At 64.9% G+C, this 22,659-nt stretch carries 28 protein-coding genes, 4 tRNA genes and 1 riboswitch; of the genes, 14 read left to right on the forward strand and 18 right to left on the reverse strand.

Annotated elements, in window-relative coordinates:
• Positions 1 to 108: 108 nt before the first annotated feature.
• The 4 genes from V3B25_RS04080 to V3B25_RS04095 all read right to left on the reverse strand — a co-directional run bounded on the left by V3B25_RS04080 (position 109) and on the right by V3B25_RS04095 (position 4,272).
• On the reverse strand, positions 109 to 570 hold the full coding sequence (locus V3B25_RS04080) for a GNAT family N-acetyltransferase (protein WP_049399957.1): 462 nt from the start codon (positions 568 to 570) through the stop codon (positions 109 to 111).
• Positions 571 to 730: 160 nt separating this feature from the next.
• Entirely contained in the window at positions 731 to 2,353 is a 1,623-nt protein-coding gene (locus V3B25_RS04085; RefSeq protein WP_106467655.1) for an FMN-binding glutamate synthase family protein, read from the reverse strand.
• Between the two features lie 55 nt (positions 2,354 to 2,408).
• Positions 2,409 to 3,695, reverse strand: coding sequence for a nucleotide sugar dehydrogenase (locus tag V3B25_RS04090; RefSeq protein WP_329810147.1), 1,287 nt, complete (start codon positions 3,693 to 3,695; stop codon positions 2,409 to 2,411).
• Positions 3,696 to 3,837: 142 nt separating this feature from the next.
• Positions 3,838 to 4,272 (reverse strand): BLUF domain-containing protein, encoded by a 435-nt coding sequence (locus tag V3B25_RS04095; RefSeq protein WP_329810148.1) that lies wholly within the window; start codon positions 4,270 to 4,272, stop codon positions 3,838 to 3,840.
• A gap of 131 nt (positions 4,273 to 4,403) precedes the next feature.
• Between V3B25_RS04095 and V3B25_RS04100 the strand changes: the two genes are divergently transcribed.
• A tRNA-Leu gene (locus tag V3B25_RS04100) sits at positions 4,404 to 4,490 on the forward strand.
• A gap of 23 nt (positions 4,491 to 4,513) precedes the next feature.
• On the opposite strand, the gene hemN is transcribed toward V3B25_RS04100, so the two are convergent.
• Together hemN and V3B25_RS04110 are read right to left on the reverse strand one after the other, a co-directional pair.
• A complete protein-coding gene (gene hemN / locus V3B25_RS04105) occupies positions 4,514 to 5,923 on the reverse strand; it encodes an oxygen-independent coproporphyrinogen III oxidase (RefSeq protein WP_329810150.1) in 1,410 nt (469 codons plus the stop codon).
• 44 nt (positions 5,924 to 5,967) lie between these two features.
• Positions 5,968 to 6,408 carry a group III truncated hemoglobin gene (locus V3B25_RS04110; protein ID WP_032128934.1) on the reverse strand — a complete coding sequence of 147 codons (441 nt, stop codon included), beginning with the start codon at positions 6,406 to 6,408 and terminating at the stop codon, positions 5,968 to 5,970.
• 179 nt (positions 6,409 to 6,587) lie between these two features.
• On the opposite strand from V3B25_RS04110, the gene V3B25_RS04115 reads away from it, so the two are divergent.
• Positions 6,588 to 6,875: a hypothetical protein gene (locus V3B25_RS04115; RefSeq protein WP_010486039.1), complete on the forward strand. Its 288-nt coding sequence runs from the start codon at positions 6,588 to 6,590 to the stop codon at positions 6,873 to 6,875.
• Entirely contained in the window at positions 6,872 to 7,921 is a 1,050-nt protein-coding gene (locus V3B25_RS04120; protein ID WP_121503772.1) for a 4Fe-4S dicluster domain-containing protein, read from the forward strand. The genes V3B25_RS04115 and V3B25_RS04120 overlap by 4 nt, the downstream gene beginning before the upstream one ends.
• 1 nt (position 7,922) lies before the next feature.
• On the opposite strand, the gene V3B25_RS04125 is transcribed toward V3B25_RS04120, so the two are convergent.
• Both V3B25_RS04125 and V3B25_RS04130 read right to left on the reverse strand, forming a co-directional pair.
• Positions 7,923 to 8,159: a hypothetical protein gene (locus tag V3B25_RS04125; RefSeq protein ID WP_032128931.1), complete on the reverse strand. Its 237-nt coding sequence runs from the start codon at positions 8,157 to 8,159 to the stop codon at positions 7,923 to 7,925.
• Positions 8,160 to 8,512: 353 nt separating this feature from the next.
• Positions 8,513 to 8,722, reverse strand: coding sequence for a hypothetical protein (locus tag V3B25_RS04130; RefSeq protein WP_032128930.1), 210 nt, complete (start codon positions 8,720 to 8,722; stop codon positions 8,513 to 8,515).
• Positions 8,723 to 8,833: 111 nt separating this feature from the next.
• Here V3B25_RS04130 and V3B25_RS04135 point away from each other — a divergent pair, with 111 nt between their 5' ends.
• Positions 8,834 to 9,235 (forward strand): transcriptional regulator, encoded by a 402-nt coding sequence (locus V3B25_RS04135; RefSeq protein ID WP_010486043.1) that lies wholly within the window; start codon positions 8,834 to 8,836, stop codon positions 9,233 to 9,235.
• 22 nt (positions 9,236 to 9,257) lie between these two features.
• A riboswitch (Fluoride riboswitch) is annotated at positions 9,258 to 9,321 on the forward strand.
• 82 nt (positions 9,322 to 9,403) lie between these two features.
• The gene (gene crcB / locus V3B25_RS04140) at positions 9,404 to 9,796 is read left to right on the forward strand and encodes a fluoride efflux transporter CrcB (protein WP_032128929.1); all 393 of its coding nucleotides are present in this window, start codon (positions 9,404 to 9,406) and stop codon (positions 9,794 to 9,796) included.
• Positions 9,797 to 9,799: 3 nt separating this feature from the next.
• On the opposite strand, the gene V3B25_RS04145 is transcribed toward crcB, so the two are convergent.
• Together V3B25_RS04145 and V3B25_RS04150 are read right to left on the reverse strand one after the other, a co-directional pair.
• On the reverse strand, positions 9,800 to 10,633 hold the full coding sequence (locus tag V3B25_RS04145; RefSeq protein ID WP_032128928.1) for an AraC family transcriptional regulator: 834 nt from the start codon (positions 10,631 to 10,633) through the stop codon (positions 9,800 to 9,802).
• Positions 10,634 to 10,729: 96 nt separating this feature from the next.
• Entirely contained in the window at positions 10,730 to 11,242 is a 513-nt protein-coding gene (locus V3B25_RS04150) for an ATP-binding protein (protein ID WP_329810151.1), read from the reverse strand.
• Positions 11,243 to 11,503: 261 nt separating this feature from the next.
• Between V3B25_RS04150 and V3B25_RS04155 the strand changes: the two genes are divergently transcribed.
• The 3 genes from V3B25_RS04155 (at position 11,504) to V3B25_RS04165 (ending at position 13,752) form a co-directional block, all read left to right on the forward strand.
• The gene (locus V3B25_RS04155) at positions 11,504 to 12,580 is read left to right on the forward strand and encodes a hypothetical protein (RefSeq protein WP_329810152.1); all 1,077 of its coding nucleotides are present in this window, start codon (positions 11,504 to 11,506) and stop codon (positions 12,578 to 12,580) included.
• Positions 12,581 to 12,668: 88 nt separating this feature from the next.
• Positions 12,669 to 12,869, forward strand: a complete 201-nt coding sequence (locus V3B25_RS04160) for a hypothetical protein (RefSeq protein ID WP_032128925.1) — start codon at positions 12,669 to 12,671, stop codon at positions 12,867 to 12,869.
• Positions 12,870 to 12,987: 118 nt separating this feature from the next.
• A complete protein-coding gene (locus V3B25_RS04165; RefSeq protein ID WP_049461945.1) occupies positions 12,988 to 13,752 on the forward strand; it encodes a thioesterase family protein in 765 nt (254 codons plus the stop codon).
• A 17-nt stretch (positions 13,753 to 13,769) separates the two neighbouring features.
• On the opposite strand, the gene V3B25_RS04170 is transcribed toward V3B25_RS04165, so the two are convergent.
• Positions 13,770 to 14,039, reverse strand: coding sequence for a hypothetical protein (locus V3B25_RS04170; protein WP_032128923.1), 270 nt, complete (start codon positions 14,037 to 14,039; stop codon positions 13,770 to 13,772).
• A gap of 123 nt (positions 14,040 to 14,162) precedes the next feature.
• Positions 14,163 to 14,867, reverse strand: a complete 705-nt coding sequence (locus V3B25_RS04175) for a winged helix-turn-helix domain-containing protein (protein WP_329810153.1) — start codon at positions 14,865 to 14,867, stop codon at positions 14,163 to 14,165.
• Positions 14,868 to 14,972: 105 nt separating this feature from the next.
• Between V3B25_RS04175 and V3B25_RS04180 the strand changes: the two genes are divergently transcribed.
• The gene (locus V3B25_RS04180; RefSeq protein ID WP_329810154.1) at positions 14,973 to 15,614 is read left to right on the forward strand and encodes a flavin reductase; all 642 of its coding nucleotides are present in this window, start codon (positions 14,973 to 14,975) and stop codon (positions 15,612 to 15,614) included.
• 10 nt (positions 15,615 to 15,624) lie between these two features.
• Here V3B25_RS04180 and V3B25_RS04185 read toward each other — a convergent pair whose 3' ends face one another.
• A complete protein-coding gene (locus V3B25_RS04185; RefSeq protein ID WP_329810155.1) occupies positions 15,625 to 16,146 on the reverse strand; it encodes a GNAT family N-acetyltransferase in 522 nt (173 codons plus the stop codon).
• Between the two features lie 107 nt (positions 16,147 to 16,253).
• On the opposite strand from V3B25_RS04185, the gene V3B25_RS04190 reads away from it, so the two are divergent.
• Positions 16,254 to 16,658: an NUDIX domain-containing protein gene (locus V3B25_RS04190; RefSeq protein WP_329810157.1), complete on the forward strand. Its 405-nt coding sequence runs from the start codon at positions 16,254 to 16,256 to the stop codon at positions 16,656 to 16,658.
• A gap of 72 nt (positions 16,659 to 16,730) precedes the next feature.
• Here V3B25_RS04190 and V3B25_RS04195 read toward each other — a convergent pair.
• The 3 genes from V3B25_RS04195 to V3B25_RS04205 all read right to left on the reverse strand — a co-directional run bounded on the left by V3B25_RS04195 (position 16,731) and on the right by V3B25_RS04205 (position 17,164).
• Positions 16,731 to 16,804: transfer RNA gene (locus V3B25_RS04195), tRNA-Cys, on the reverse strand.
• A 66-nt stretch (positions 16,805 to 16,870) separates the two neighbouring features.
• Positions 16,871 to 16,946: transfer RNA gene (locus V3B25_RS04200), tRNA-Gly, on the reverse strand.
• 142 nt (positions 16,947 to 17,088) lie between these two features.
• Positions 17,089 to 17,164, reverse strand: a tRNA-Gly gene (locus tag V3B25_RS04205).
• Between the two features lie 130 nt (positions 17,165 to 17,294).
• On the opposite strand from V3B25_RS04205, the gene V3B25_RS04210 reads away from it, so the two are divergent.
• The 4 genes from V3B25_RS04210 (at position 17,295) to V3B25_RS04225 (ending at position 21,005) form a co-directional block, all read left to right on the forward strand.
• The gene (locus V3B25_RS04210) at positions 17,295 to 17,696 is read left to right on the forward strand and encodes a hypothetical protein (protein WP_049463679.1); all 402 of its coding nucleotides are present in this window, start codon (positions 17,295 to 17,297) and stop codon (positions 17,694 to 17,696) included.
• A complete protein-coding gene (locus V3B25_RS04215) occupies positions 17,689 to 18,132 on the forward strand; it encodes a hypothetical protein (protein WP_032128917.1) in 444 nt (147 codons plus the stop codon). The genes V3B25_RS04210 and V3B25_RS04215 overlap by 8 nt, the downstream gene beginning before the upstream one ends.
• 173 nt (positions 18,133 to 18,305) lie before the next feature.
• Complete coding sequence (locus V3B25_RS04220; protein ID WP_329810159.1) at positions 18,306 to 20,561, forward strand: T6SS immunity protein Tdi1 domain-containing protein; 2,256 nt, start codon at positions 18,306 to 18,308, stop codon at positions 20,559 to 20,561.
• The gene (locus tag V3B25_RS04225) at positions 20,562 to 21,005 is read left to right on the forward strand and encodes a hypothetical protein (RefSeq protein ID WP_329810160.1); all 444 of its coding nucleotides are present in this window, start codon (positions 20,562 to 20,564) and stop codon (positions 21,003 to 21,005) included.
• Between the two features lie 10 nt (positions 21,006 to 21,015).
• Here the strand turns inward: V3B25_RS04225 and V3B25_RS04230 are convergent, their stop codons facing one another.
• Both V3B25_RS04230 and V3B25_RS04235 read right to left on the reverse strand, forming a co-directional pair.
• Positions 21,016 to 21,930, reverse strand: a complete 915-nt coding sequence (locus tag V3B25_RS04230) for a biotin/lipoyl-binding protein (RefSeq protein WP_329810161.1) — start codon at positions 21,928 to 21,930, stop codon at positions 21,016 to 21,018.
• On the reverse strand, positions 21,927 to 22,655 hold the full coding sequence (locus V3B25_RS04235; protein ID WP_201118674.1) for an ABC transporter ATP-binding protein: 729 nt from the start codon (positions 22,653 to 22,655) through the stop codon (positions 21,927 to 21,929). The genes V3B25_RS04230 and V3B25_RS04235 overlap by 4 nt, the downstream gene beginning before the upstream one ends.
• Between the last annotated feature and the right edge of the window lie 4 nt (positions 22,656 to 22,659).

A 22,659-nucleotide genomic window follows, 5' to 3' on the forward strand; every position in this document is an offset into this window, starting at 1 on the left:
CCGGGGCTTTCTTGCCTCCCCCCAGCCCCCCCCGGCCCCCCCCCCGCCCCCCCCCCGCCCCCCCCCCCCCCGACTCTACAAAAAACATCGAGCAAGCCCGACGCTACATCACCACGGCCGGCGCATGCTCACCGAGGCCAGCGCCACGCCACTGGGATGCGGATAGGTCTCTTCGCGCACGCTGATGAACCCGTGCCGTTGATAGAACGGCACGGCGTTGAGCGAGGCCGACAGCACTACCTCACGATCACGATCGGCCATCGCCAGCAGGCGCTGCATCAGCGCCTGGCCGATGCCCTTGCCGCCGCGATCCGGATCGACGAACAACGCATCAACCTCGTTGGCATCGGTATCAAACACGCCGAACCCGAGCAGGACACCCTGCCCGTCCTCGGCCACCACGCAGCCCCCCTGCGACAACAGCCGCGCGTACTGCGACGGTGGCGGCGAGGCAGACCAGGGCGCGATGACCTCGGGAGGGTAATGGCTGCTGCAGGTCTCGCGCACACAGCGCGTGCGCAGGGCCCACAGCCTGGCCACATCATCCATGGTGCCGGTCCTGAACTGCATGACGCCTCCTTGTAGAGCCGAGCCCATGCTCGGCTGTTCTTCGTTCCAACAGCGCGATGCCTGATTGAAAGGCAGTCGAGCAAGACTCGACTCTACAGAATCGTTAATCTCGACGCCTGATCGAAAGGCAGTCGAGCAGGGCTCGACGCTACAGCAACGGTTACCGCGACTTGCTGGCGCGCAGCGCCTGGATCTTCGGCGGCGGCTGGAACGAGTCGCTGCGTGCATCGGCCCAGAACGCATGGAACACCGCATGGTCGGGCACCTTGTGCAGCAGTTCGCCTGGTTCCAGGTAGCGGTACAGCGAGGCCAGTGAACGGATTTCCACCGGTGAGACGCGGCGCAGGATGTGCTCCGGCCCCAGCTCGGCCGGATCGTTCAGGCCCGCGGCACACAGCAGTTCCTTCAAGGCGTGCAGCGTGTGCTCGTGGTAGCTGTACACGCGGGTGGCCTTGTCCGGTGCATCCAGGTGCTTCCAGCGCGCAGGATCCTGGGTGGCGATGCCGGTTGGGCATTTGTCGGTGTGGCAGCTCAACGACTGGATGCAGCCCAGCGCGAACATGAAGCCACGGCCGGCATTGCACCAGTCGGCCCCCAGCGCGATGGTCCGCGCGATGTCGAACGCACTGGTGATCTTGCCGGCCGCGCCGATGCGGATGCGATCGCGCAGGTCGAGGCCGACCAGGGTGTTGTGCACCAGCAGCAGCGCTTCGTGCATCGGCACGCCGACATGGTCGACGAATTCGGCCGGCGCCGCGCCGGTACCTCCCTCGGCACCGTCGACCACGATGAAGTCCGGCAGCAGGCCGGTCTCATGTATCGCCTTGGCAATGCCGAACCACTCCCACGGGTGGCCGATGGCCAACTTGAAACCGACCGGCTTGCCACCGGACAGCTCGCGCAGGCGGGCGACGAACTGCAGCAGCTCGACCGGCGTCGAGAACGCCGAGTGACGCGAGGGTGACACGCAGTCCACACCCATCGGCACGCCACGCGTCACCGAGATCTCGGCGGTCACCTTCGGCGCCGGCAGCACGCCACCGTGGCCGGGCTTGGCGCCCTGCGACAGCTTGATCTCGATCATCTTGACCTGATCATGGGTGGCATTGGCAACGAAGCGCTCCTCGCTGAAACCGCCCTTCTCGTCACGGCAACCGAAATAGCCCGAGCCGATCTCCCACACCAGGTCACCACCCATCTCGCGGTGATAGGGCGAGATCGAACCCTCGCCGGTGTCGTGGTAGAAGCCGCCCTGGCGCGCGCCTTCGTTCAGCGCGCGGATGGCATTGGCCGACAGTGAACCGAAGCTCATCGCCGAGATGTTGAACACGCTGGCCGAATAAGGCTTGGCACAGTTCGGGCCGATCAACACACGGAAGTCATGCTTGGCGATGGCGGTCGGTGCCAGCGAATGGTTGATCCACTCGTAATCCACCGCATAGGTGCTGCGCAGGGTGCCGAACGGCACCGTGTCCATCTCGTTCTTGGCGCGCTGGTAGATCAGTGCACGCTGCTGGCGCGAGAACGGCACGTCTTCCAGGTCGCTCTGCACGAAGTACTGGCGGATCTCCGGGCCGATCGATTCCAGCCCGTAGCGGAAGTGCGCCATCACCGGATAGTTGCGGCGCAGCGTGCTGCGTTTCTGCAGCAGGTCCCAGGTCCCCAGCGCCACCATCGCGGCAGTCAGGCCGACGCCCCAATACCAGGCCGGCCAGATCGTGGCCAGCCACAGGCATATCGGGAACATCAGGATGGCGAGCAGGTAGACGATATACCGGTGCATGGCTTTCCTCGGTTGCAACTGCCCCCGAGTCTACCGCGCCGCCCGCTGCCAAGGCTTACAAGCGATCGTCAACCACGTTGCGCGGCCAGGCCGATTTCACGTCGTAGACCAGGCCTCCCGGCGCCAGCAGCGCCCGGATTGCGGATTCATCCATCGCCTTGAAACGGGCGTGGGCCACTGCCAGCACCACCGCGTCATAGCACCCCGCCCCGGGATCGGCCAGCCAATCCAGGCCCTCGCCGGTCAGCGCCGCCGGGCCGACCCAGGGGTCGCTGACCTCCACCTGCGCACCGGCATCACGCAGGCGTTGCGCCAGTTCCAGCGCGCGGCTGTTGCGCAGGTCCGGGCAATCCTCCTTGAAGGTCACGCCCAGCACCAGGATGCGTGCGTCCGCCGGCGCACGGCCACGCTCGGCCAGCATCGCCAGCACCCGCGCCGCCACGTGCTCGCCGACGCGGTTGTTGACCTGTCGTGCGGTGTGGATCAGGTCCGGGTGATAGCCCACGCTCTCGGACTTGTGCAGCAGATAGTACGGGTCCACGCCGATGCAGTGGCCGCCGACCAGCCCCGGCCGGAACGGCAGGAAATTCCACTTGCTGCCGGCGGCGTCCAGTACGTCCTGGGTATCGATGCCCAGCCTGTCGAAGATCAGGGCCAGCTCGTTGACCAGCGCAATGTTGACGTCGCGCTGGATGTTCTCGACCACCTTGGCCGCTTCGGCCACCCGCATCGACGGTGCCGGGAAGGTACCGGCGGCGATGATGCGCTGGTACAGACCATCAATCACCGCAGCAACTTCCGCTGTCGAGCCGGAAGTGATCTTGCGGATGTCGGCCAGGCGCCGCTGGCGGTCGCCGGGGCTGACCCGTTCCGGGCTGTAGCCGCAATAGAAGTCTTCGTTGAAGCGCAGGCCCGAACCCTGCTCCAGCAGCGGCACGCACACTTCCTCGGTGGTACCGGGGTAGACCGTGGACTCGTAGATCACCAGGTCGCCGGCGCGAAGATGACTGGCAATCAGCCGTGTCGCTGAACGCAGGGGCTCCAGGTCAGGCTGCTCGTAAGCATCGATCGGGGTCGGCACGGTGACGATGTAGACGTTGCAGGCATCGAGCAGTGCCGGATCGCTGCCGTACTGCAGCAGCTGCGCACTGGCCAGCTCGTCGGATTCCATTTCCAGCGTGTGGTCCTGGCCGTTGCGCAGCTCGGCGATGCGAGCGGCATCGATATCGAAACCCAACGTCGGCCACTGCCGGCCAAACGCCACCGCCAACGGCAGGCCGACGTAGCCCAGGCCGATCACCGCAAACCGGGGTGCGCTGGCCGCCGCTACCGGCGCACTCATCGGCACATCCCGCGCAACGGATGCGATCGCACATACGCTGCCATGGCCTCGGCCAACACACTCATCTGCTGCACCACTCCGGAAAACCTGCGCCAGAAAGGCTACAGCCTACCGGCCCCGGCGCCCTGCCGCCAAGGCGGGCTCAGGACCCCAACGCCACCGCGGCCGGTTCCAGTTCGCCGTCGGCGCCGGTCCAGGCCTGCAGCAGGCGTTCGAAGCCACCACTGCCCTGAAGGAAGCCTGGCCAGGCGGTGTCGATGATCTGTGCCAGCAGGTCCGCTTCGATCCGTCGCGTGCCCATCGACCAGCGCGGAAATGCGCGCTGCACCACGGGGGCACGGCATAACACTTTCAGCTGCCCGTGGCTGCGCGCATTGAGGATGCGCTGGAACACCGAATCGATGCCGTCCTCCGGGCCCTCGAGATACTGCAGGAAGCGCGCTCCGTCGAACATCAGCACACCGGTGACACCGGCTACACGATTGAATGCCGTGGCGTCGGCCAGCAGGCGGTCAAGATCGGTTGTCTGCAGATCGGCGCGGGCCTCACTGGCATAGGCAATCGCGTGCAGCGACATCAGGTGGCTCCCCCCCTGGGAACGATGGCAGGGACTATGACATGAATGCGATCGACAGTTAAGCACGCCGCGGCCATGATGCAATCCGGTTGCGGAACCGCAGGTGGGCTACAATCGGCGCCGCACTGCAGGCCCGGATGGCGAAACTGGTAGACGCATCGGACTTAAAATCCGCCGGGGGCAACCCCATGCCGGTTCGATTCCGGCTCCGGGCACCACACGCACGCAGCACGTCCCGCTTTCAGATCGCCCGCGAGTAACGTGGTTGCTCGTGCGCGGCACGCAGATACGGGTCAAAGCACATCGCCAGCAACCGCAGCAGCGGTCGCCCGGGTTCACTGGCACGCACCACGCCATCGCGGTATTCGGCCAGGCCGTCTTCCTGCAGCCGCTGTACCGAACGCAGGTCCTCGGCAAAGTACTGCTCGAAATCCAAGCCGTGACGCTGCCCCAGCAGCACGCCATCCACCTCGCCCTGGCACATCAGCTGCTGGATCAGTTCCGCGCGCAACTGGTCGTCGGCACTCAACGCCACGCCGCGCCAGACCGGCAGCTGGCCCTGGTCCACCGCGTCCTCCCACGACGGCAGGTCGCGCGGATTCTGGCTGTAGGTGGCACCGATGTGGCTGATCGCACTCACGCCCAGGCCAAGCAGATCGGTATCGGCGTGGGTGGTATAGCCCATGAAGTTGCGATGCAGCTGGCCGGCGCGTTGTGCGCGCGACAGATCCTCTTCCGGCAACGCAAAGTGATCCATGCCGATGTACTGGTAGCCCGCCGCGGAGAGCTTCTCCACCGCCAGGCCCAGCAGCGCCAGCTTGTCTTCCGGCGACGGCAAACAGCTTTCGTCGATCTGCTTCTGTGCGCGGAACAGATGCGGCAGATGCGCGTAGCCGTAGACCGCCAGGCGGTCCGGGCGCAGCGCCAGCAGCAGCTCGAGGGTGCGACCGAAGCCTTCCAGGCTCTGTCCCGGCAACCCATAGATCAGATCGACGTTGACCGAACGCATGCCGCTGTCGCGGCAGGCGCGCAGGATGTCCAGCGTCTGCTGCACGCCCTGCACGCGGTTGATCGATTCCTGCACCTGCGGATCGAAATCCTGCACGCCCAGGCTGGCCCGGTTGAAGCCCAGCCGCGCCAGCATGGCGACGTCGCGGGTGTCGATGAAGCGCGGATCGAGTTCGATCGAGAAATCGCGCTGCGGCGAATCACTGAAATCGAAGCGCCGGCGCAATCCTTCCACCAGCGTGGTCATCGCTTCGGCATCGAGGAAGTTCGGCGTACCACCGCCCAGGTGCAGCTGGATCACTTCACGGCCGTCATCGAACTGCGGCGCCAGCAGGTCGGCCTCGGCCAGCACGCGTGAGACGTAGCTGTGGCCACGACCGCGATCACGGGTGATCACCCGGTTGCAGCCGCAGTAGAAGCAGGGGCTGGAACAGAACGGCACATGCACGTACAACGACAGCGCGCGGGCCAGCTGGTTGCTGTCGGCGATCGCCTGGCGCAGCGCCGGCGCGTCGAAGCCATCATGGAAATGCGGCGCGGTCGGGTACGAGGTGTAGCGAGGGCCCGGCCGGTCGTGCCGGCGCAGAAGATCGGGGTCGAAGGTCCAGGCCAGGCCACCGGCGGCGGGAGAGAACGTGTCCATGCCGCCAGCATCGCGCCGGGCGGCCCGCGCCGCCTTGACCCAGATCAATCCTTGGCAGGGATGCCCAGCACCGGCAGGCCGACCTGCGGCCAGCGCAGCATCTGGTAGCGCTTCCAGAAGGTGTCACCGATGCGCGCGGCCACGTCGTTGGCCAGCTCCTGCATCGGCGGGTTGTTGCATTCGGCGGTGGTGATCCGGAACAGCACCAGCCAGCGGTCGAACAGGTCCTTGTCCAGCTCGATGGCCATGTGCTTGGACATCGGCGAGCCCTTGAAGCGGCGGGTGCCGCGCAACATCGCCGACCAGAAGTCGACCAGCTGCGCCAGGTGCTCGGGCCAATCGTGGACGTGCGCGCCGAACACCGGCCCCAGCCGCTCTTCCTCGCGCACGCGCGCATAGAAGTCGTGAACCAGGCGGGTCACTTCCTGCTCGGTGCACAACTCGGGCGAGGCAACGGGAAGAACAGGCGGCGGTGTTGCGTTCATCGGGGCACCCAAAGCTTGCCGGCAGTGTGCCGCAGCCGGCCATCACCACCGTTGATCCAGATCAATGTCGGCGCAGTCCGCTGCACCTAGGCTGGCACGCTTGCAGGAAGCATGCCCTGCGGATGCAGCGCCGACCCTGGCGAAGTATACGCGCCGCCCACTTTTCGATCCGGGACAGCATGAACAGACCTTCTCCCAACCGCCGCCAGCGGCTGATCCAGCAGTGGGGCGCCATCCTCTGGCCCAGCTTCATCGCCGCCGGCGTGGCCAGCGTGGTGTTCTTCGCCTTCGTCGATCCATTGCGCCTGCAGGCCATCAGTTTCCCGGGCACCGCAATCAGCCGCGAACTGGGTTACACGGCGGGATTCTTCATGTTCTGGTCGGTGACGGCACTGTCCAGCGCGGTCACCTGGTACCTGCAGCGGCCCATGCCGAGCGATGACGACGACGAGCTGCCGCTGGGATGAGCACGTCATGTACCCGGACTCCCCGTCCCTGGCACTGGCGCGGCACGCTCAGCGCCGCCCTGCTGGCGCTGTTCTACGCACTGCCGTGGCTGCGCTGGGAGGGCCGCCAGGCGCTGCTGCTGGACATCAACGCGCGGCGATTCGACCTGTTCGGCTGGACCCTGTGGCCCGGCGACGTCGGCGTACTGATCGGCCTGCTGGCGGTGCTGGCCGTCGGCCTGGCGCTGCTTACCCACCTCGCCGGACGCATCTGGTGCGGCCATGCCTGCCCGCAGACGCTGTGGCGGCGCGCCTTCGACTGGATCGCCCGCAGCGCGGCCCGCATGCTGCCGGCACCTGCTGTACGCCCGGTCACCCAGCTTGCCTGGGGACTGCTGTCAGTGTGGACCGGCATTACCTTCGTCGGCCTGTTCAGCCCGATCACCGGCTTGCTGGCCGCCGCGCCAAACGCTGGCTGGAGCGGCTGGGAAACGTTCTGGGTACTGTTCTATGCCGCTGCCACCTGGGGAAACGCCGGTTTCCTGCGCGAGCAGGTCTGCCGTTCGCTGTGCCCGTTCGCACGCATGCAGCCACTGCTGACCGATCCGCATACGCCGCGCATGCTGTACGACGCCCGTCGCGGTGAGCCGCGCGGGCCACGTCCATCCGGGCTCGGCGGGGTGCTGGGCCGTGGCCGCGGCCTGCTCGACCCGACCACTGCGCAGGACTACGTATTCCGCGCCGCGCATCCGCTGCTGGCCGGACCGATGCCGACCTTCAGCGCCGACCGTCTGGGTGATTGCACCGATTGCGCGGCCTGCGTCATTGCCTGCCCGATGCAACTGGACATCCGCCAGGGACCGCAGGCCGATTGCCTGGCCTGCGGTGCCTGCCTGGAGGCCTGCGCACAACAGCAGCACCGGGCCGGTTTCGGTCCGGCGCTGGTGCGCTACTGCAGTCCGCAGGCAATGGCCGGACAACCGAAGCGCCTGTGGCGACCCCGGACGTTGGCGCTGCTGTCCTTGTTGCTGGCGCTGCTTGCCTGCGGCGCCTGGCGCCTGCTCTGAATCAACGCGACCCGCTGGCGTGCGGCGGCACAAGCTGCGCACGCCGGACGATGCCCAGCTGTTCGATGATCAGCGCCATTTCGTTGGTGACTTCGGTACGCTCGGTCCCCTGCGGGACCAGACGGTCCAGCACCTGCTGGTAGGTATCCCAGAACGCCGGACCGCATCCGTGTTTGTGGTAACTGGCTTCCAGTTCGCGGCGTACCCGTTCAGCCAAGCCATGCATGCCGTATTCCATACGACCTCCGTTGGACTTGTTCTGCATTGTTGACGGTCTACCGACTCACTTGCGTGCTACTGAAAGACTCCCAGGCTTCACGCCTGGTTGACTCCAATTAGTCATAGATTTCACGACAGGTCAATTACATGCAGCGACTTTCGTGATTGAAATTATTAATCGTTCACGAAACTACATACGGGACCCCGGGGCCCCCGGATGGGGTGAAGCCGACAGGCCGCGGGAACCATGGACCGATGACTCCAGTAGATGGCGCCGATTGTGACCCTCAGATCGATCGATCTTGCCTATTTTGCTAAGCATACTTAGCAAATTGCGCTTAGCGTGCTAAATGCGACAAAAGGCGGCGCAAGTCAGATGGATTCGCCCGCCGACGCTTCTGTCGTGGGGAACAGGTTCGGATAGCGCTGATGCAGGATGTACTGCCGCAGGGCCGGAATCGGGAAATCCTTCGGCCATTGCGACACTGCGGAACGGCTGATGCCAAAGAAGCGGGCCAGTTCGGCATCGGTCTGGAATCCCAGCCGGGTGCGCACCTGCCGCTTGCTCCAGAATTCGGTCACGGTCGGTCCTTCTGTTAACCAGACTGATTCTTGCGACAAGGCTTCTTCGCAATCCACGCGTTAAGCTGCCTTGCATAGATGAATACTCTCGGCCAACGACTCGCGGCAGCCATGAAGAAAGCCGGGCACCCACGCCCAGCCGATCTGGCACGCGCCGCCAAATCAACGACAGCAACCATCAGCAACTGGCTCAACGACCATGTGAGTGCCTCGCACGTTAAGGCCGAACAGCTGTTCCGCATCGCCGATGCGGCCAAGCTGGACGCACGCGAGCTGCTTTACGGGGTCAGCGGGCTCGGCGTCGGTGAGCCTGGCAGCGCCTACATCCCCAGCCAGGCCCATCTGGATGTCTGGCAGGACGCCTACGAGCTGGTCAGTCACCTGGTAGCCGAGAACGGGCTGGAGATCGACCATCGCCGCCATGCAGCGTTGGATCTGCTCGCGTTCGAACTGCTGATGGATGGCTTCAGCCGCAGCAAGGTCGCCCGCGTGCTGACGACCTCGATGACGTGAATGCACCGCCGCTGGTAGCATGGACCGCGATGGGGATGGGGCTCCCCCGATAACCGCCTGAGAAGGCTGATGGCTCCTGCCAGGACGAACCCGGTGTTCGTCGACGGCAGGTCGTGCCTGCCCTCGGCGTTCGCCATTGACCCTGCGAACCCGCATTCGAGGCACGCCATGCAAACACTGAACAATTATTTCCTGGTCTTCGTCGGAGGCGGCATCGGTGCCTGCCTGCGCCATGCCTGCAACCTGATCGGCGCGCGGGTGGCCGTCGGCAGTCCCTGGCCCTGGTCGACCTTCCTGATCAACGTCAGCGGCGCCCTGCTGATGGGCGTGGTGGTCGAGGTCTTCGCGATGCGCAATGGCGCCTCGCCGCAGCTGCGCCTGTTGCTGGCCACCGGCATCCTCGGCGGCTACACCACGTTTTCCACCTATGCGCTGGAGATCGGCCTGCTGCTGCAGCGTGGCCAGCATGGGCTGGCGGCACTGTATGCCGGCGGCTCGGTGGCACTGGGCCTGGCCGGCCTGTTCGGTGGGATGAAGCTGGCCCGGCTGGTGCTCGGCTGACGCTCAGGCCGCACTGGCACGGGCCTGTCCCCGCCATTCCCGCGGCGACTGCCCGGTGTGCGCCTTGAACGCGCGCGACAGCGCCGCTTCGCTGCCGTACCCCACATCGTCGGCAATCCGCTTCAGCGGTCTGCCTTGGCGCAGTGCCTGCTGCGCCAGCCCCACCCGCCAGCCCTGCAGGTACTGGCCCGGCGTGGTGCCCATCGCCTCGCGGAAGCTGGCGGCGAACACGCTGCGTGACATGCCGGCCACTTCGGCCAGGTCTTCCAGCGTCCACGCCTGCGCCGGCGCTTCATGCATCGCCACCAGCGCCAACCGCAGCCGCGGATGACCCAGCCCGGCGAACAGGCCGCCACGCATCTCGCCGCCTTCCATCAGCTGACGCAGCACCTGGATCATCACCACCTCGAACAGCCGGTTGACCATCGCCGCCCGCCCGCAACGCTGCTCGAACGCTTCTTCGAACAGCAGTTCCAGCGCCGCGTTGCCGCCATACAGATCGGCCAGCGGCAGGCAGATGAAATCAGGCAGCGCGGCGCTGATCGGATTGAGCCGGCCACCCTCGAAATGCAGGTTGGCGCAGGCCATGTCGGCGCCCTGCTGCGGGTCGGTGCTGAATCGATGCGGCATCGGCCGCGGATACAGCAGCAGGCTCGGCACTTCGACCTGCACGGTCTGCTGCCCGTGGCTGACCTGCACCGGCCCGCGCCGCACCAGGTGCAGCTGACCCGCCTCGTCTTCGCCCTCCAGCGTGTTGATGCCGCACAGCGCACCGGCATGGAATACCGAGGCGGTCACCGCAAAACGTTCGAGCAGTATGGCGAGACGGTCGACCATGACGGGACTCCGGGTCAAGCGAGGCGAGCTCAATGCGACAGATCGTATCGGAATCACCACCGAAATGGTCGACTGAACGCCGCCCTCTCCGGGCCCTCAAGCATCCTGTGAATGGCGGATCACCACGAAGCCCTCCTCCTGCGCAGGTGCCACGAAGTGACGGGTGATCTGCTCGAAGGCTTCGTCGCTGGGCTGGAACGGGTGCTCACCGCGCGCGTTGCGGGCATGCAGCCGCGCCTTGCAGATGGCGTCGGCAACATCGAGAAAATGCAGCTGGTGGGCAACACCGGCCGACTCGAACAGTTCTCGGCCCCATGCACGGGCGGCCCGCGTATTGAACGGAACGTCGAGCACGACCGAAACGCCGGCCTGCAGGATTGCGCATACATGCTGCGTCAGCGCTCCGCGCAGCGCGGCCGCGCGCTGCAGGTAATCGGCAACGGAATGGATCTGGTCGGGATACAGCGCGGCCAGCCAGGCGTCCTCGCTGATCAGCACATGACGTGGCTGCGCCGCCAGCTGCTGCGACAGGGTGGATTTGCCGGAACCGATCTTGCCGCACACCAGGTGCAGGGTCGGCGCATTGTCGGTCGATGAAAGATGATGCATCTGCGTTCTCCTTGATGGATTCCAGTACCCGGGAGAGCGCCGCATGCAACCCGCCCTCCCGGGCGGGTTGCATGGCCGTGGCGACCGCGCGCTATCCCGCCTTCCCGTGGGGAATGCGGATAATCGACGCGGTGCTGTGCAGGACCATGCCGCCAGCGTAGAGCGCAGCCTGGCCGGCGGGCAATCCCCTGCGGCAGTGCAGCGCGCGCAAGGTTTTGCGGGGATCTATGCTCGGCGCCATTCCCGCATGGAATGACCACGATGCGACCCTTGCTTCGATGCGCCCTCGCCCTCGGCCTTCTGCTGCCTGCGGCATCGCTGCTGGCTGCGCCCCCCACGGCACCACGCATGCTCAGCGGTGAGCTGCAGGGCGCACCCTGGCGCCTGGACGTGCCGGCTGACTGGAACGGCGACCTGGTGATGCTGGCGCACGGCTACGAGCCGGTGGGCGTGCCACGCACTACGCCGATGACCGCCAATGACAGCACCGCAACGCTGCTGTCCGCAGGCTACGCCGTCGCGCAGAGTGCCTACGCCAGCCAGGGCTGGGCAGTGGCCGATGCGATCACCGACATGGAGCGCCTGCGCCAGCACGCGCTGGGCGAACTCAAGCGCGTGCGCCACACCTGGCTGCTCGGATTCTCGATGGGCGGCGCGGTGGCACTCGCCAGCCTCGAGCGCTACCCGAAGCACTACACGGGTGGCGTCTCGCTGTGCGGTGCCAATCTCAGTGGCGAACAGATCGCCGCAGATCTGCTGACCACGCTGGTCGCCTTCGATTACTTTTTCCCCAACGCTGCAGGCCTGCCGGCCACCGGACTGGCTTCGCATGAAGCGGCCGTGCTGCCGCAGGGAGTGCTCTATCAGGGCATCGCCGACGCGCTGCAACGGAATCCCCAGCATGCCGACATGCTCGCCAAGCGACTGCAGGTCGCTCCGGATGCACTGGCCGGGACAATCAGCCTGCACACGCTGGTCCTGCATGAACTGGCCACGCGCAGCGGCGGCATGCCGGCCGGCAACCTTGGTGTGGTGTACAGCGGATTCGGTGACGACGCCGCGTTCAATGCCGGCGTGCAGCGCATCGCTCCCGTGCCTGCGGCACAGGCCGATGTCCGCGCGAAGCTGGCACTGAGCGGCGCGTTGAAGCGACCGCTGGCGGTCCAGTTCAACAACAACGATCCCACCATCGTGCCGCACATGCAGGCGGTGTATCCGCAGATGGCCGCACAGGCTGGCGCGCGACCATTGCCGCGCGTGCTGCCGCCGGTGGGCGAAGGGCATTGTGGCTTCTCTGAAGCACAGGTTGTCGACGCCTTGAAGGCAATCCAGCGTTGAGCTCAACGTGTCGCAGCTCATCAGGGGCGCGCCATAAGGACTGCTATGGTGGCCGGGCCCATTGACGGGCACACAAAGGACTGACGTGATGATCAAGACGACCTTGAAGACCGTGATGTTCCTTGGCATGGCCGTGACCGGGCTGGCCTTCGCCGCAGGCCCCTGTGAATTCTGCAGCCAGCAGTACGAATATTGTCTGCGCGCAACTTCAGGCCCACTGGCCAAGACACCCGCAGAATGCCTGGCCCAGTACAAGATGTGCCGCGAAATGGATTGCCAGTCCTCCTGACCGGCATCCGGCCGGCTCCTGCGGGAGCCGGCTCAGCCGGCCACGCTGCCAAACGCTTACGATGCAGGGACCCGCGCAGCATCTGCCGCCTCCCCTCCCTGCTGACACAACGCATACGATGGCCTTCTTCGAACGACTGAGCGACACCCGCTACCTGCCGACCGAACACACGGGCGGCGCCTGGAACATCCGCGAACAACACATCGCACCTGCGATCGGGCTGCTGGCGCACCACCTGGAACGCGACGCCGCAGCGCGTGGGCACGGTTTTCTGATCGCGCGCCTGTCCTACGACATCCTCGGCACCATTCCGATCGAAGCGATGGAGGCCGACGTACAGGTGCTGCGCGGTGGTCGCACCATCGAACTGGTCGAAGCCACGCTGCGCCATGACGATCGCCCGGCGCTGCGCGTGCGTGCATGGCTGATGCGCCCGAACGATACGCAGGCCATCGCCGGCACGCCGATCACCGGCATTGCTCCGCCGGAATCAATGCCCGCGTGGGACCCAGGTACGGTCTGGCCAGGCGGTTTCATCAAGAGCGTGGAGATCCGCCGACATGATCAGGGGCCCGGCCGTGCCACCTACTGGGCGCGCGCGAAGCACGCGCTGCTGGACGGCGAGCCGGTCAGTCCGCTGGCCCGTGCCGCCACCCTGTTCGATCTGTCCAATGGCATGGCCGTGCGCGCCGATCCGAAGGAGGTCGCCTTCCCCAACCTCGATCTGACCGCGCACCTGTTCGGCATGCCCGAAGGCGAGTGGCTGGGCTTCGACACGTCGGTGTCGTTTGGCCACCAGGGTCTCGGCTTGACCAGCACCGTGCTGCACGATGCGCGCGGTCCGATCGGCATGCTCGGCCAGGCACTGACCGTACGCCCGTAATCCCCAAAAGGGCGGCGTCAGCCGCCCAGCGTACCCATGGTGAAGGTGTAGCCGGAGCTCATCAGGAATTCGCGCATGCGCATCTCCGCGCGCCGCGGTGAGGCCAGGTTGGCCGGTGCATACAGCGCGTAGACCACGCCCGCGCCTTCGATGGCTTCACGCCGCACGCCACAGTGGCGGGTCTCCGAAGCAATCACCCATCCATCCTTCAGCCGATCCGGTCCGATCGACTGGCCGTTCATCAGCCGGAACGTCAGCCAACGTACTTCCACAGAAGATTTGCTCATTGCCGGCATACCGCCAGCGTGCCGCGATCGTTCATGTCCTTGCTCGCCATTGCAGCTCCCTAAGACTTGGAACTCGACCATAGCGCCTTGCCATGTCGTGGGCGAATGAGACGGGAGGGGCCCTTATGTCGCCAGGCCGAACCGCGTCCACAGCGCTTCGCGCCCCGGCTGCGTCAGGCGCAGTTCGCGTCGACCCTCAACCCGCCGAAGCCAATCGTTCTTCACGAAGCTGTCCAGCATCGCCTCGCCGACCAGCCCGGCCAGATGCGGGCGCCGCTCGGTGCAGTCCAGGCATCCTCGGCAGTAGCGCGCAGGCTTGACCGTCACGGGAAGCCGCAGCAGCTCAGCCAGCGGCTGGCCGAGCTCCTGCAGGAACGCTGCGCCCTCCACACTCACCTGCCAATGCGCCTGGTGCGGTACCAGGTGTTCGGCCTGCAACAAGCGGTCGGTGATCGCCACCGCATGCACACCGGCCAGATGCCGGTAGCAGGAACGCGCCTGGCGCAACGCCGGCATGCTGCGTGATGCCACTGCGGTGCAGCACGGCGTGCGGTCCCCAACGCGCAGCATGCCCTCCAGCATGTCGGCGACTTCGTGCGAGGCCAGCCGGTGATAGCGGTGGCGCCCCTGCGCGACAGCGACCAGCAGGTCGCCCTCGACCAGCCTGCGCAGATGCGTGCTCGCCGTCTGCGGTGTCACCCCAGCCACGCGTGCCAGCTCCGTCGCAGTATACGCACGCCCATCCATCAACTGCAGCAGCATGGATGCGCGCGCCTGGTCGCCAACCAGGGCACCGACGCTGACAAGGGAACCGGAGGTGTGGACCATGCCCGCATTGTGGCACGCCGTTGCAGGCCGACAGTTCGATGCAGGCCGAAGCGTCGGCACCCGCTGCCAAGGCACAGTGGCCACCCCGATAGCGCAAGGCCTGCCGTGAAAACCGCTCCGATTCCCCGCCGCCGCATCACCCCTTCGGTCCTGTACCCGGGCACGCCTGTGTTGCTGATGACCACGCTGAACGACGACGGCAGCAGCAACATCAGTCCGTTGTCTTCGTTCTGGGCCCTGGGCAACCGGGTAGTGCTGGGCCTAGGCGTGCAGGGTCAGGGCTATCGCAACCTGCAGCTGCGCAACGAGTGCGTACTGAACTTCCCATCCTCCGCGCAGGCCGCACAGGTCGAGGCCATCGCGCGCGCGACAGGCTGCGACCCGGTGCCCACAGCCAAACAGGCCATGGGCTACGTGCATGTGCGTGACAAGTTCGCGCTGGGGGGCTTCAGTGCGGTCGCCTCGACGCACGTCGCGCCAGAGGCGATTGCCGAGTGCCCGCTGCAGGTGGAAGTCAGCATGATGGCGATGCACCCGCCCGCCGAAGATGACGGCCAGGGCTTCGTGATCGTCGAAGGACGGATCCGTTGCGTGCATGCGCACGAAGCGATCACCGTGGCTGGCACCCAGCACATCGATGTCGCCCACTGGAAACCGTTGATCTATCTGTTCCGCCACTACCTGAGCGTGGGTGAACCAGTCGGGCGCAACTTCCGCGCGCAGACGCCGGTCCACGATCCGGCGTAGAGCGGGTGATTCAAGGTGCCGGCGATGGTGGGTGGCTGGTCACTGAAATCCAGTACGACACCATGTCCACATAGCGGCCGTCGCGCTTCACCGCGCGCGGCTCGACGCCGGATTCGGTGAAACCCAGCGATTCATACAGCGCGCGCGCGGCGGCGTTGTCCGCCAGCACCGTGAGAGTGAGCGATTCAATGCCTTCCGCGCGCGCAGCCGTGAACGCGGCAAGAAGAAGTTGACGGGCGATACCCTGGCCTCGATGGCCAGCACCCACATGGACACTGTGCACTTCCGCCGTATGCCGTCGCGCCATCCGCACCGGGCGTACGTAACGCAGGAAACCCACCAGCATGCCGTCCACGAACGTGCCGAAGTAGCGCGTACCAGGATCGCCAAGCTGGGCGCGCATCACGTCCGCCGAGTCATTCTGCGCCTCGGCCAGCGTGGACAGGAACGCCGCAGGCGACTCGCGAAGGGCCTGCAACCGTGCTTGCCAGAGAATATCGGCGTCGTCAGCGCCGAGTTGCCGGAGAAGCATGCGACACACCTGTGAGGTTGCTGATGCACAGGTGCCCAGCCTAGCGCGGGTTCGCCTGATACGGCGTGCATGCAAGAATGAAGACGGCTCCTTCTTCATTCTCTGCCATGACTGAACTGCAGATTCCCCGCGTTGGATGCGGCGTCGTCGTCCGTGATGCCGACGGCCGCATCCTGCTGATCCAGCGCGGACGCGATCCGGAGCGCGGGCATTGGGGCCTGCCCGGCGGCAAAGTCGACTGGATGGAAACGGTAGAGGCTGCCGTGGTCCGCGAAGTCCGCGAGGAGACCGCCTTGGAAGTGCAGCTGCTGCGCCTGCTATGCGTGGCCGATCATTTCGAGCCGGCGCTTGCGCAGCACTGGGTTGCGCCGATCTACGAGGCACGGGCAACTACCTGCACCGAGGCCTCCATCCAGGAGCCGGGTGTGCAGACCGGGCTAGGCTGGTTTGCCGTGGATTCACTGCCCCAGCCGCTGACGCAGGCCACGGTGCAGGCGCTGGCCCGGCTGTAGCGAGTATCGATCCGGGCACGTGCCGGTATCCAGACAAACAAAAAGCCCTGACCGGAGTCAGGGCTTTTCAATTGGAGGCCTCAAGCGGAATCGAACCGCTGTAAACGGATTTGCAATCCGGTGCATAGCCACTCTGCCATGAGGCCAACGTACTGCGCGCCAGGAACGGAGCCCTGACAAGACAAAACCCCATGATGGGGCCTGTCGGAACATGGAGCGGGAAACGAGACTCGAACTCGCGACCTCAACCTTGGCAAGGTTGCGCTCTACCAACTGAGCTATTCCCGCATAAGCCGCCATGGTACCGGAAATCCGGAACACACACCAGCGATTTCACTTTTCTGACTGCGCGTAAAGCCTTGTGGCCCAACGTGCCCCGCCTTGCCGTGGCGGGAGAAAAACAAGGCCCCTACCGGGGCCCTGTAGAATCTGGAGCGGGAAACGAGACTCGAACTCGCGACCTCAACCTTGGCAAGGTTGCGCTCTACCAACTGAGCTATTCCCGCAGATTCCGTTCGACCTGCGTCGAAGGAGCGCTATTGTGTCCAAATTCCTTCACGCCGTCAACAGTCTTCACACGATGCGGTCACGGGCGTCCGCACTGGGGTACGCTGCCCCGCCCAACCCCGTGCGCCCATGTTCCTTCGCGGCAAGCCCCTGTTGATCGCCCTGCTGCTGCATCTGGTAGTAGCGCTGCTGTACTGGGCACTGATTCCGCTGGGAATGAACTGGTATCGCGACAATTTCGGCTTCACCTCGCATCGCGACATCGGCCTTGGCATCGCCCAGTTCTATCTGTTCCATATGTTCCTCGGTGCCCAGCCACTGATTGCGGTGCTGCGGCCGCTGTTCGCCAAGCTGTTGGTGCTGGCGGTTCCGCTGACGTTCGCGACCTGGACGCTGATGCACAACCACCCGCTGCGCCTGCTGTACTTCACTGTCGGGCCTGGCCTGCTGGCGCTGGCCGCGATCGCCACATCGGTGTGCTATGCATCACGCAGCCGCCTGCCCGCTACCATGGACACCGCCGATGCCTAGACGTTACATCCGCCTGTTCTGGCTGCTGGTCGCGCTGACCTGGCTGGCGCTGATCGCTGCGCTGGTCAATGCCGGCTTCACCCCGGACTACTGGTTGCTGCACCGCCTGGAAGGCGCCGAACTGTCCTACCCGACCAGCACCGTCATCATGTTCGCGTTGCTGGGCACGGTTGAACTGGTCGTGGCCGCCTTGATCGTGCGGCCATGGAAACTGAAGCGACTGTGGCTGCGCCTGTTGATTGCCTTCGTTCTGCTGCTGGCGTGGTCGGTACCGTGGATGCTGTCGGCCATGCATCAACCACCGGTGCACGGCATGCACCTGCTGTGGTTGCTGCTGCTGGACGTGGGACTGCTGCTGGCGCTGTGCGTGGTGTCGGCGGTGAGCGCATGGCGGGCGCTCAGGCGAGCTTCTTCCAGCAACTCCGACTGCCGGTAGTCGAAGATGCTGAATCGCGAATGCGAGGCCACGCCCGCGCGCCTCTTTTCAGATTAGTTGCATAGCCTCAAGGTAGATCTATGACAGACAGTATCTGACCCGAGGTCTCCAGCACTGGCAGCGTTCCGATTGACCATGCCCAGCAGTGACCTCCTGTCGAGTCAGGACCGTCCATGCAGCAATCGAGCCTTTTGAATTCTGCCCCCCTCAGCAACGTAGAAGTTGACGCACTCGAAAACGTAGTACCAGCTGCGATTCGCGACCTGCTGATCCGTCGCGGGCGATCAGTCTTCAGAGGCGGCCGCATCCAGCTATGCCATCCGCAGGATCTCGCAATGGTGATGGAGCTGGCGTTACGGCACGATCCGGATCTCGCTCCAGAGGACACACTCGCCTACGCTTACTCTGCGTTCGGCACCATCTACTTCGTGCATACGCAGTACGGTCCGGGCCAGATCGATCTCTTGAGCGGCTCAGTCCTCTGCAGGCGATTGACGGAGGACAGATTCTCGCCAGGTGATATCGGCGGAGATGCAACTTCCGTCTTCCGGCTCCCTGAAGAGAGGTTGGACTTGGTCGACAAAGACGGCCATCCAATGTTCGATGCAGCAGTGCTGGCGCAAGGCCCCTTGGGTGTAGGACATTGCTACGGATTCTTCCCTGCACTCGGATTGGGAGGCGTCGCGCAACTGGACTCACTGCAGGTGGTTGAGGCACCCGTGCACTTCTCGATACTGGCCCAGCTTGTCGAGTTCCAGCTCTTCCGTGAAGCGTCGCATGGCGAACTCGTCGCCGTCATGCGACAACCGCCCGTACCGACACCCGAGGAAATCGTTGCTCACCTTTCTCCGGAATGCCCCTTTCAGGTCGTCCGATACGCCGACATAAAGGCTGAGGTACCGCAGGACTCAACATACGCACCAGAGCACTACGTCTGGGGTGATCCCGATGAGTTGGTTCTCCTAGTTGATGGCGATCTCAAGCTGGACACACTGGATCTCGACGACCCGCTGGCCCCGTGGCGGGAAGAGGATCTTGGTGCGTACATCCGTTTCATTCTGGTTCGCGGCAATGCAGAGATCACACGCCATGTTCACAGCCTTGAAACCGACGGCGCATGCGGACTGCTTGTCTCGGGCGACCTGACGACAACCAATGCCATCGTCGGCGGACAGGAAATCCGCGTAGGCGGCAACCTGCGGGTCCGCGAGCTGTTCTGGGGCGACTACAACCATGGGGAACTGCACGTCGTTGGGAACACCGAGGCAGCGGTTCTCATTCAAACCGACTACTCCATGCAATTCGATGGCTCGGTTCACTGCGTGCGTCGGATGGACGACGAAGCCATCACTGACGACGGAATTGAGCAGATCATCGAACCCGACTGTCTGTCACGCGAATCCGAGGATCCGGACAGTTTCTGGTCATTGGACGCGGGAGCCATGCTGGAAAGGCTCACTGCCGGAAAGAGCGTCATCCGTGCGGAGGGCCTGTCAGCGCCGGACCCGCTGCTATGCACAGTGAATCTGTTTGGCGACGGCACTATCAGTCCAGACAACTTCCTGCGGATCTGCGCCGAAGACATGCTTCCGATGAATATCTGCGGCTATGATTTCCATCGTGACGGCCTCTCACTTCAAGTACGAGCGGACATCGAGGATGCTGGCGCCCCCTCTTACATCATGCAGATGGAAGACCCATCAAGGAATATCGCCGCACGCTTCGTCATGGAGCGGGTTGAGACATCTGTCGGAATAATTGATCGCCTCAAGGGACGAAGGCCCGAGACTGGCTGGGGTCTCTGGAATTACATCTGCAGTGATGTCAATAGCGACCAGAGCGAATGGGCGCGAGTGGAAGCGCATGAGATCCCGCCCGCCCACGTTTCACTCGTCCTAAAAGCCTGGCAATTTCTGCAGGAAGGGGCGTCCAGCCGCCATTGGACCGCGGAGATCATTCCAGCGAGCGAGATCAAGGATCTTCTTGCGCTGGAGATCTGCCAGCCCTACGACAACTATGACGATGATGACCGTTGCGGATTCTGGATCGGTCACTGTCATGCGGCATTTCGCCAACAGGAGCAGGGACCAGATCCAGTGGAACCTACACTTCGCCTGTCTCGCGAACTGAATCAGCCTGACGGCACGAGCGTGATCGAGAGCTATTACTTCGACGTTGAAACCTGCATGGATGGCAGTGAGCGCGTCCGAATCCGCTACAAGGCCGACCAGGATCTGGAGGACTCTCCGGCTCAACTGGATCCCGTTGGAGGGGCTGAACTGGCAGGCGCACTGCGTATCTACAAGCGTGGCGCGAGGGAAATGCGCAGTGCGAATGCTGACCTGCTGAGCGGAGAAGCCCCGTACTTCGCGAGAGATGATGTGTTCGCGATGAACTTCTGGAAGCGGCAGGGTTACCTGACCCAGTAGATGAAATCCTCTTCCCAGCCCCCTGCAGCATCAAGAGGCTTCTGGCAGTTCGCACTGGTTGTGTGGCTGCTGCTGGTTGCCGCGCTCATCCATGCCGGCTTCAAGCCAGACTACTGGCAACTGCGTCACACCGAGTCCGGGACGCTGCCCTATCCCATCGGCTCGGTGATCACATTCGCGCTGATCGTCCTCGTGGAAATGACAGCGCTGGGCCTGGCTGTGCAGCCATGGCGGTTCCGCCGCCTGTGGCTGCGGATCCTGATCAGCCTCATTCCATGGCTGGGGTGGTACGTCCTATGGGGCTTGGCTGCCATGCATCAATCCCCCGTGCGCGACGTCCACTCGAACTGGCTGCTCGGCATGAGCGCCCTCCTGCTGCTTGCACTGCTCGTGGTTGTGCCGGCCTCGCTTTGGCCTAGCCTGCGACGTTGGCTCGGGAACTGAGACCCGCGCCCTACTTCCGGAACTCCACCCGCACATGCTGGCCGAAGCGCGCCTTGGCCTTGCCGTCGAACTCCAGCACGCACTCCACCACCTTGGCCACGCCCCGCCCGGCATCTTCAGGCAGGCGCGCCTGCGCGAACACCGGACTGATGCGCACCACGCGCGCGGGTGGCAGTGAGCCGGTGTTCTCGGCGCCATCGCTGTCCGGCACGACGGTGGCCTTCATGCCCACCTGCACGGCATCGGCATAGGCGGCGCTCAGTTCTGCACGCACCTGCAGCGGACGCGCCAGCAGCAGCGAGATCGCCGGCTTGCCAGCCTGCACGAAGGCGCCGAGGCCCGGCACCTGGCCGACCACGGTGCCGGCTTCCGGCGCGCTCAGCGACATCTGCTGCAATTTCAGTCTGGCGTGCTCCAGCTTGTGCTGGGCCATGTCGACCTGCGCACCGGCCACATCGACATCGGCGCGCACACCTGCCAGCTGCTGCTTGGCCGCATCGGCCTGCTGGTTGGACGACACGCCTTCGCTGGCGCCGGTGGACAGACGGGTGGCGTTGCGCTCCAGTTCGCGCAACTGCGCCTGGCTGCCCTTCAGGCGGTCGTTGGCCAGGGCCAGATCGGCGGTGGCCATCGCCACTTCCTGCTGCAGCAGGGCGCCATCCAGCGACAGCAGCAACTGTCCCTTCTTCACCGTGGCACCCTCCTTCACCGGCGCGGCGGTGATCGAGCCATCCACTGGCGGCGCCAGCGCGATCAGGCCACCCTCGACGTCGATGATGCCGCGCGCCACCGCGACCTTGCCGGCGGTGGCAGTGCCGGCTTTATCTGCAGGTGCTTGGGCAGGCGCGTCCTTGGAACAGGCGCCGAGCAGCAGCGCCGCGGACAGTACCAGGCTGAAGGGAAGCAGGTGCAACGTCTTGGTCATGGGGCGGACTCTACAGTTTCGTTCTGGCGGCGGTCATCACGGACCATGCCGTCTTCCATGGCGATCACCCGATCCGCATGCCGGATCAGGCGTGGATCGTGGCTCACGCACAGCACGGTGGCGCCATGCGCACGTGCGTAGCGATGCAGGATGTCGATCACGCGCTGGCCGTTCTCGGCGTCCAGCGCGCTGGTGGGTTCGTCGGCGAAGATCAGCGTCGGCGACTTGGCGAAGGCGCGCGCAACGGCCACGCGCTGCTTCTCACCACCGGACAGCTGCGCCGGTCGCATGTGGCTGCGGTGGCTGAGGCCCACCTCGTCCAATGCCTTGCGGGCCAGCGGTTCGCTTTCGCGATTGCTCATGCCGCGATAGCCCAGCGGCAGCTGCACCTGTTCCAGTGCGGTCAGTGCGGGGAACAGATTGAAGCCTTGGAACACGAAGCCGACATGGTGCAGGCGGAAGCGCTCCACTTCGCTGCGCGTCATGTGGCCCACATCCTGCCCGAGCGCGTGCACGCGGCCGCCATCGGGCGCAGACAACCCAGACAGCAACGACAGCAGCGTGCTCTTGCCGCAGCCGGAGGGGCCCGATACCAGGGTCAGTTCACCGGGATAGATGTCCAGTGACAGGCCACGCAGCACCGGCACCTGCACGTCGCCGGACATGAAACCCTTTTCCAGTGCGTCGGCCTGCAGGGTCGGGGCGACGGCGCGTTCGGAAGTCATCGGC

The organism is Stenotrophomonas sp. SMYL8 (genome assembly GCF_036320065.1).
Taxonomy (GTDB): Bacteria; Pseudomonadota; Gammaproteobacteria; order Xanthomonadales; family Xanthomonadaceae; genus Stenotrophomonas; species Stenotrophomonas maltophilia_A.

Excerpts from the sequence above, each read along its gene's own strand:
- V3B25_RS04235 (WP_201118674.1), bottom strand. The coding sequence starts at position 22,655 with ATGACTTCCGAACGCGCCGTCGCCCCGACCCTGCAGGCCGACGCACTG.
- V3B25_RS04080 (WP_049399957.1), bottom strand. The coding sequence starts at position 570 with ATGCAGTTCAGGACCGGCACCATGGATGATGTGGCCAGGCTGTGGGCC.
- V3B25_RS04110 (WP_032128934.1), bottom strand. The coding sequence starts at position 6,408 with ATGAACGCAACACCGCCGCCTGTTCTTCCCGTTGCCTCGCCCGAGTTG.
- V3B25_RS04165 (WP_049461945.1), top strand. The coding sequence starts at position 12,988 with ATGGCCTTCTTCGAACGACTGAGCGACACCCGCTACCTGCCGACCGAA.
- V3B25_RS04175 (WP_329810153.1), bottom strand. The coding sequence starts at position 14,867 with ATGGTCCACACCTCCGGTTCCCTTGTCAGCGTCGGTGCCCTGGTTGGC.
- V3B25_RS04145 (WP_032128928.1), bottom strand. The coding sequence starts at position 10,633 with ATGGTCGACCGTCTCGCCATACTGCTCGAACGTTTTGCGGTGACCGCC.
- hemN (WP_329810150.1), bottom strand. The coding sequence starts at position 5,923 with ATGGACACGTTCTCTCCCGCCGCCGGTGGCCTGGCCTGGACCTTCGAC.
- V3B25_RS04155 (WP_329810152.1), top strand. The coding sequence starts at position 11,504 with ATGCGACCCTTGCTTCGATGCGCCCTCGCCCTCGGCCTTCTGCTGCCT.
- V3B25_RS04150 (WP_329810151.1), bottom strand. The coding sequence starts at position 11,242 with ATGCATCATCTTTCATCGACCGACAATGCGCCGACCCTGCACCTGGTG.
- V3B25_RS04135 (WP_010486043.1), top strand. The coding sequence starts at position 8,834 with ATGAAGAAAGCCGGGCACCCACGCCCAGCCGATCTGGCACGCGCCGCC.
- V3B25_RS04115 (WP_010486039.1), top strand. The coding sequence starts at position 6,588 with ATGAACAGACCTTCTCCCAACCGCCGCCAGCGGCTGATCCAGCAGTGG.
- V3B25_RS04230 (WP_329810161.1), bottom strand. The coding sequence starts at position 21,930 with ATGACCAAGACGTTGCACCTGCTTCCCTTCAGCCTGGTACTGTCCGCG.
- V3B25_RS04160 (WP_032128925.1), top strand. The coding sequence starts at position 12,669 with ATGATCAAGACGACCTTGAAGACCGTGATGTTCCTTGGCATGGCCGTG.
- V3B25_RS04220 (WP_329810159.1), top strand. The coding sequence starts at position 18,306 with ATGCAGCAATCGAGCCTTTTGAATTCTGCCCCCCTCAGCAACGTAGAA.
- V3B25_RS04215 (WP_032128917.1), top strand. The coding sequence starts at position 17,689 with ATGCCTAGACGTTACATCCGCCTGTTCTGGCTGCTGGTCGCGCTGACC.
- V3B25_RS04090 (WP_329810147.1), bottom strand. The coding sequence starts at position 3,695 with ATGAGTGCGCCGGTAGCGGCGGCCAGCGCACCCCGGTTTGCGGTGATC.
- V3B25_RS04125 (WP_032128931.1), bottom strand. The coding sequence starts at position 8,159 with ATGGAATACGGCATGCATGGCTTGGCTGAACGGGTACGCCGCGAACTG.
- crcB (WP_032128929.1), top strand. The coding sequence starts at position 9,404 with ATGCAAACACTGAACAATTATTTCCTGGTCTTCGTCGGAGGCGGCATC.
- V3B25_RS04120 (WP_121503772.1), top strand. The coding sequence starts at position 6,872 with ATGAGCACGTCATGTACCCGGACTCCCCGTCCCTGGCACTGGCGCGGC.
- V3B25_RS04210 (WP_049463679.1), top strand. The coding sequence starts at position 17,295 with ATGTTCCTTCGCGGCAAGCCCCTGTTGATCGCCCTGCTGCTGCATCTG.
- V3B25_RS04085 (WP_106467655.1), bottom strand. The coding sequence starts at position 2,353 with ATGCACCGGTATATCGTCTACCTGCTCGCCATCCTGATGTTCCCGATA.
- V3B25_RS04170 (WP_032128923.1), bottom strand. The coding sequence starts at position 14,039 with ATGAGCAAATCTTCTGTGGAAGTACGTTGGCTGACGTTCCGGCTGATG.
- V3B25_RS04185 (WP_329810155.1), bottom strand. The coding sequence starts at position 16,146 with ATGCTTCTCCGGCAACTCGGCGCTGACGACGCCGATATTCTCTGGCAA.
- V3B25_RS04225 (WP_329810160.1), top strand. The coding sequence starts at position 20,562 with ATGAAATCCTCTTCCCAGCCCCCTGCAGCATCAAGAGGCTTCTGGCAG.
- V3B25_RS04190 (WP_329810157.1), top strand. The coding sequence starts at position 16,254 with ATGACTGAACTGCAGATTCCCCGCGTTGGATGCGGCGTCGTCGTCCGT.
- V3B25_RS04095 (WP_329810148.1), bottom strand. The coding sequence starts at position 4,272 with ATGTCGCTGCACGCGATTGCCTATGCCAGTGAGGCCCGCGCCGATCTG.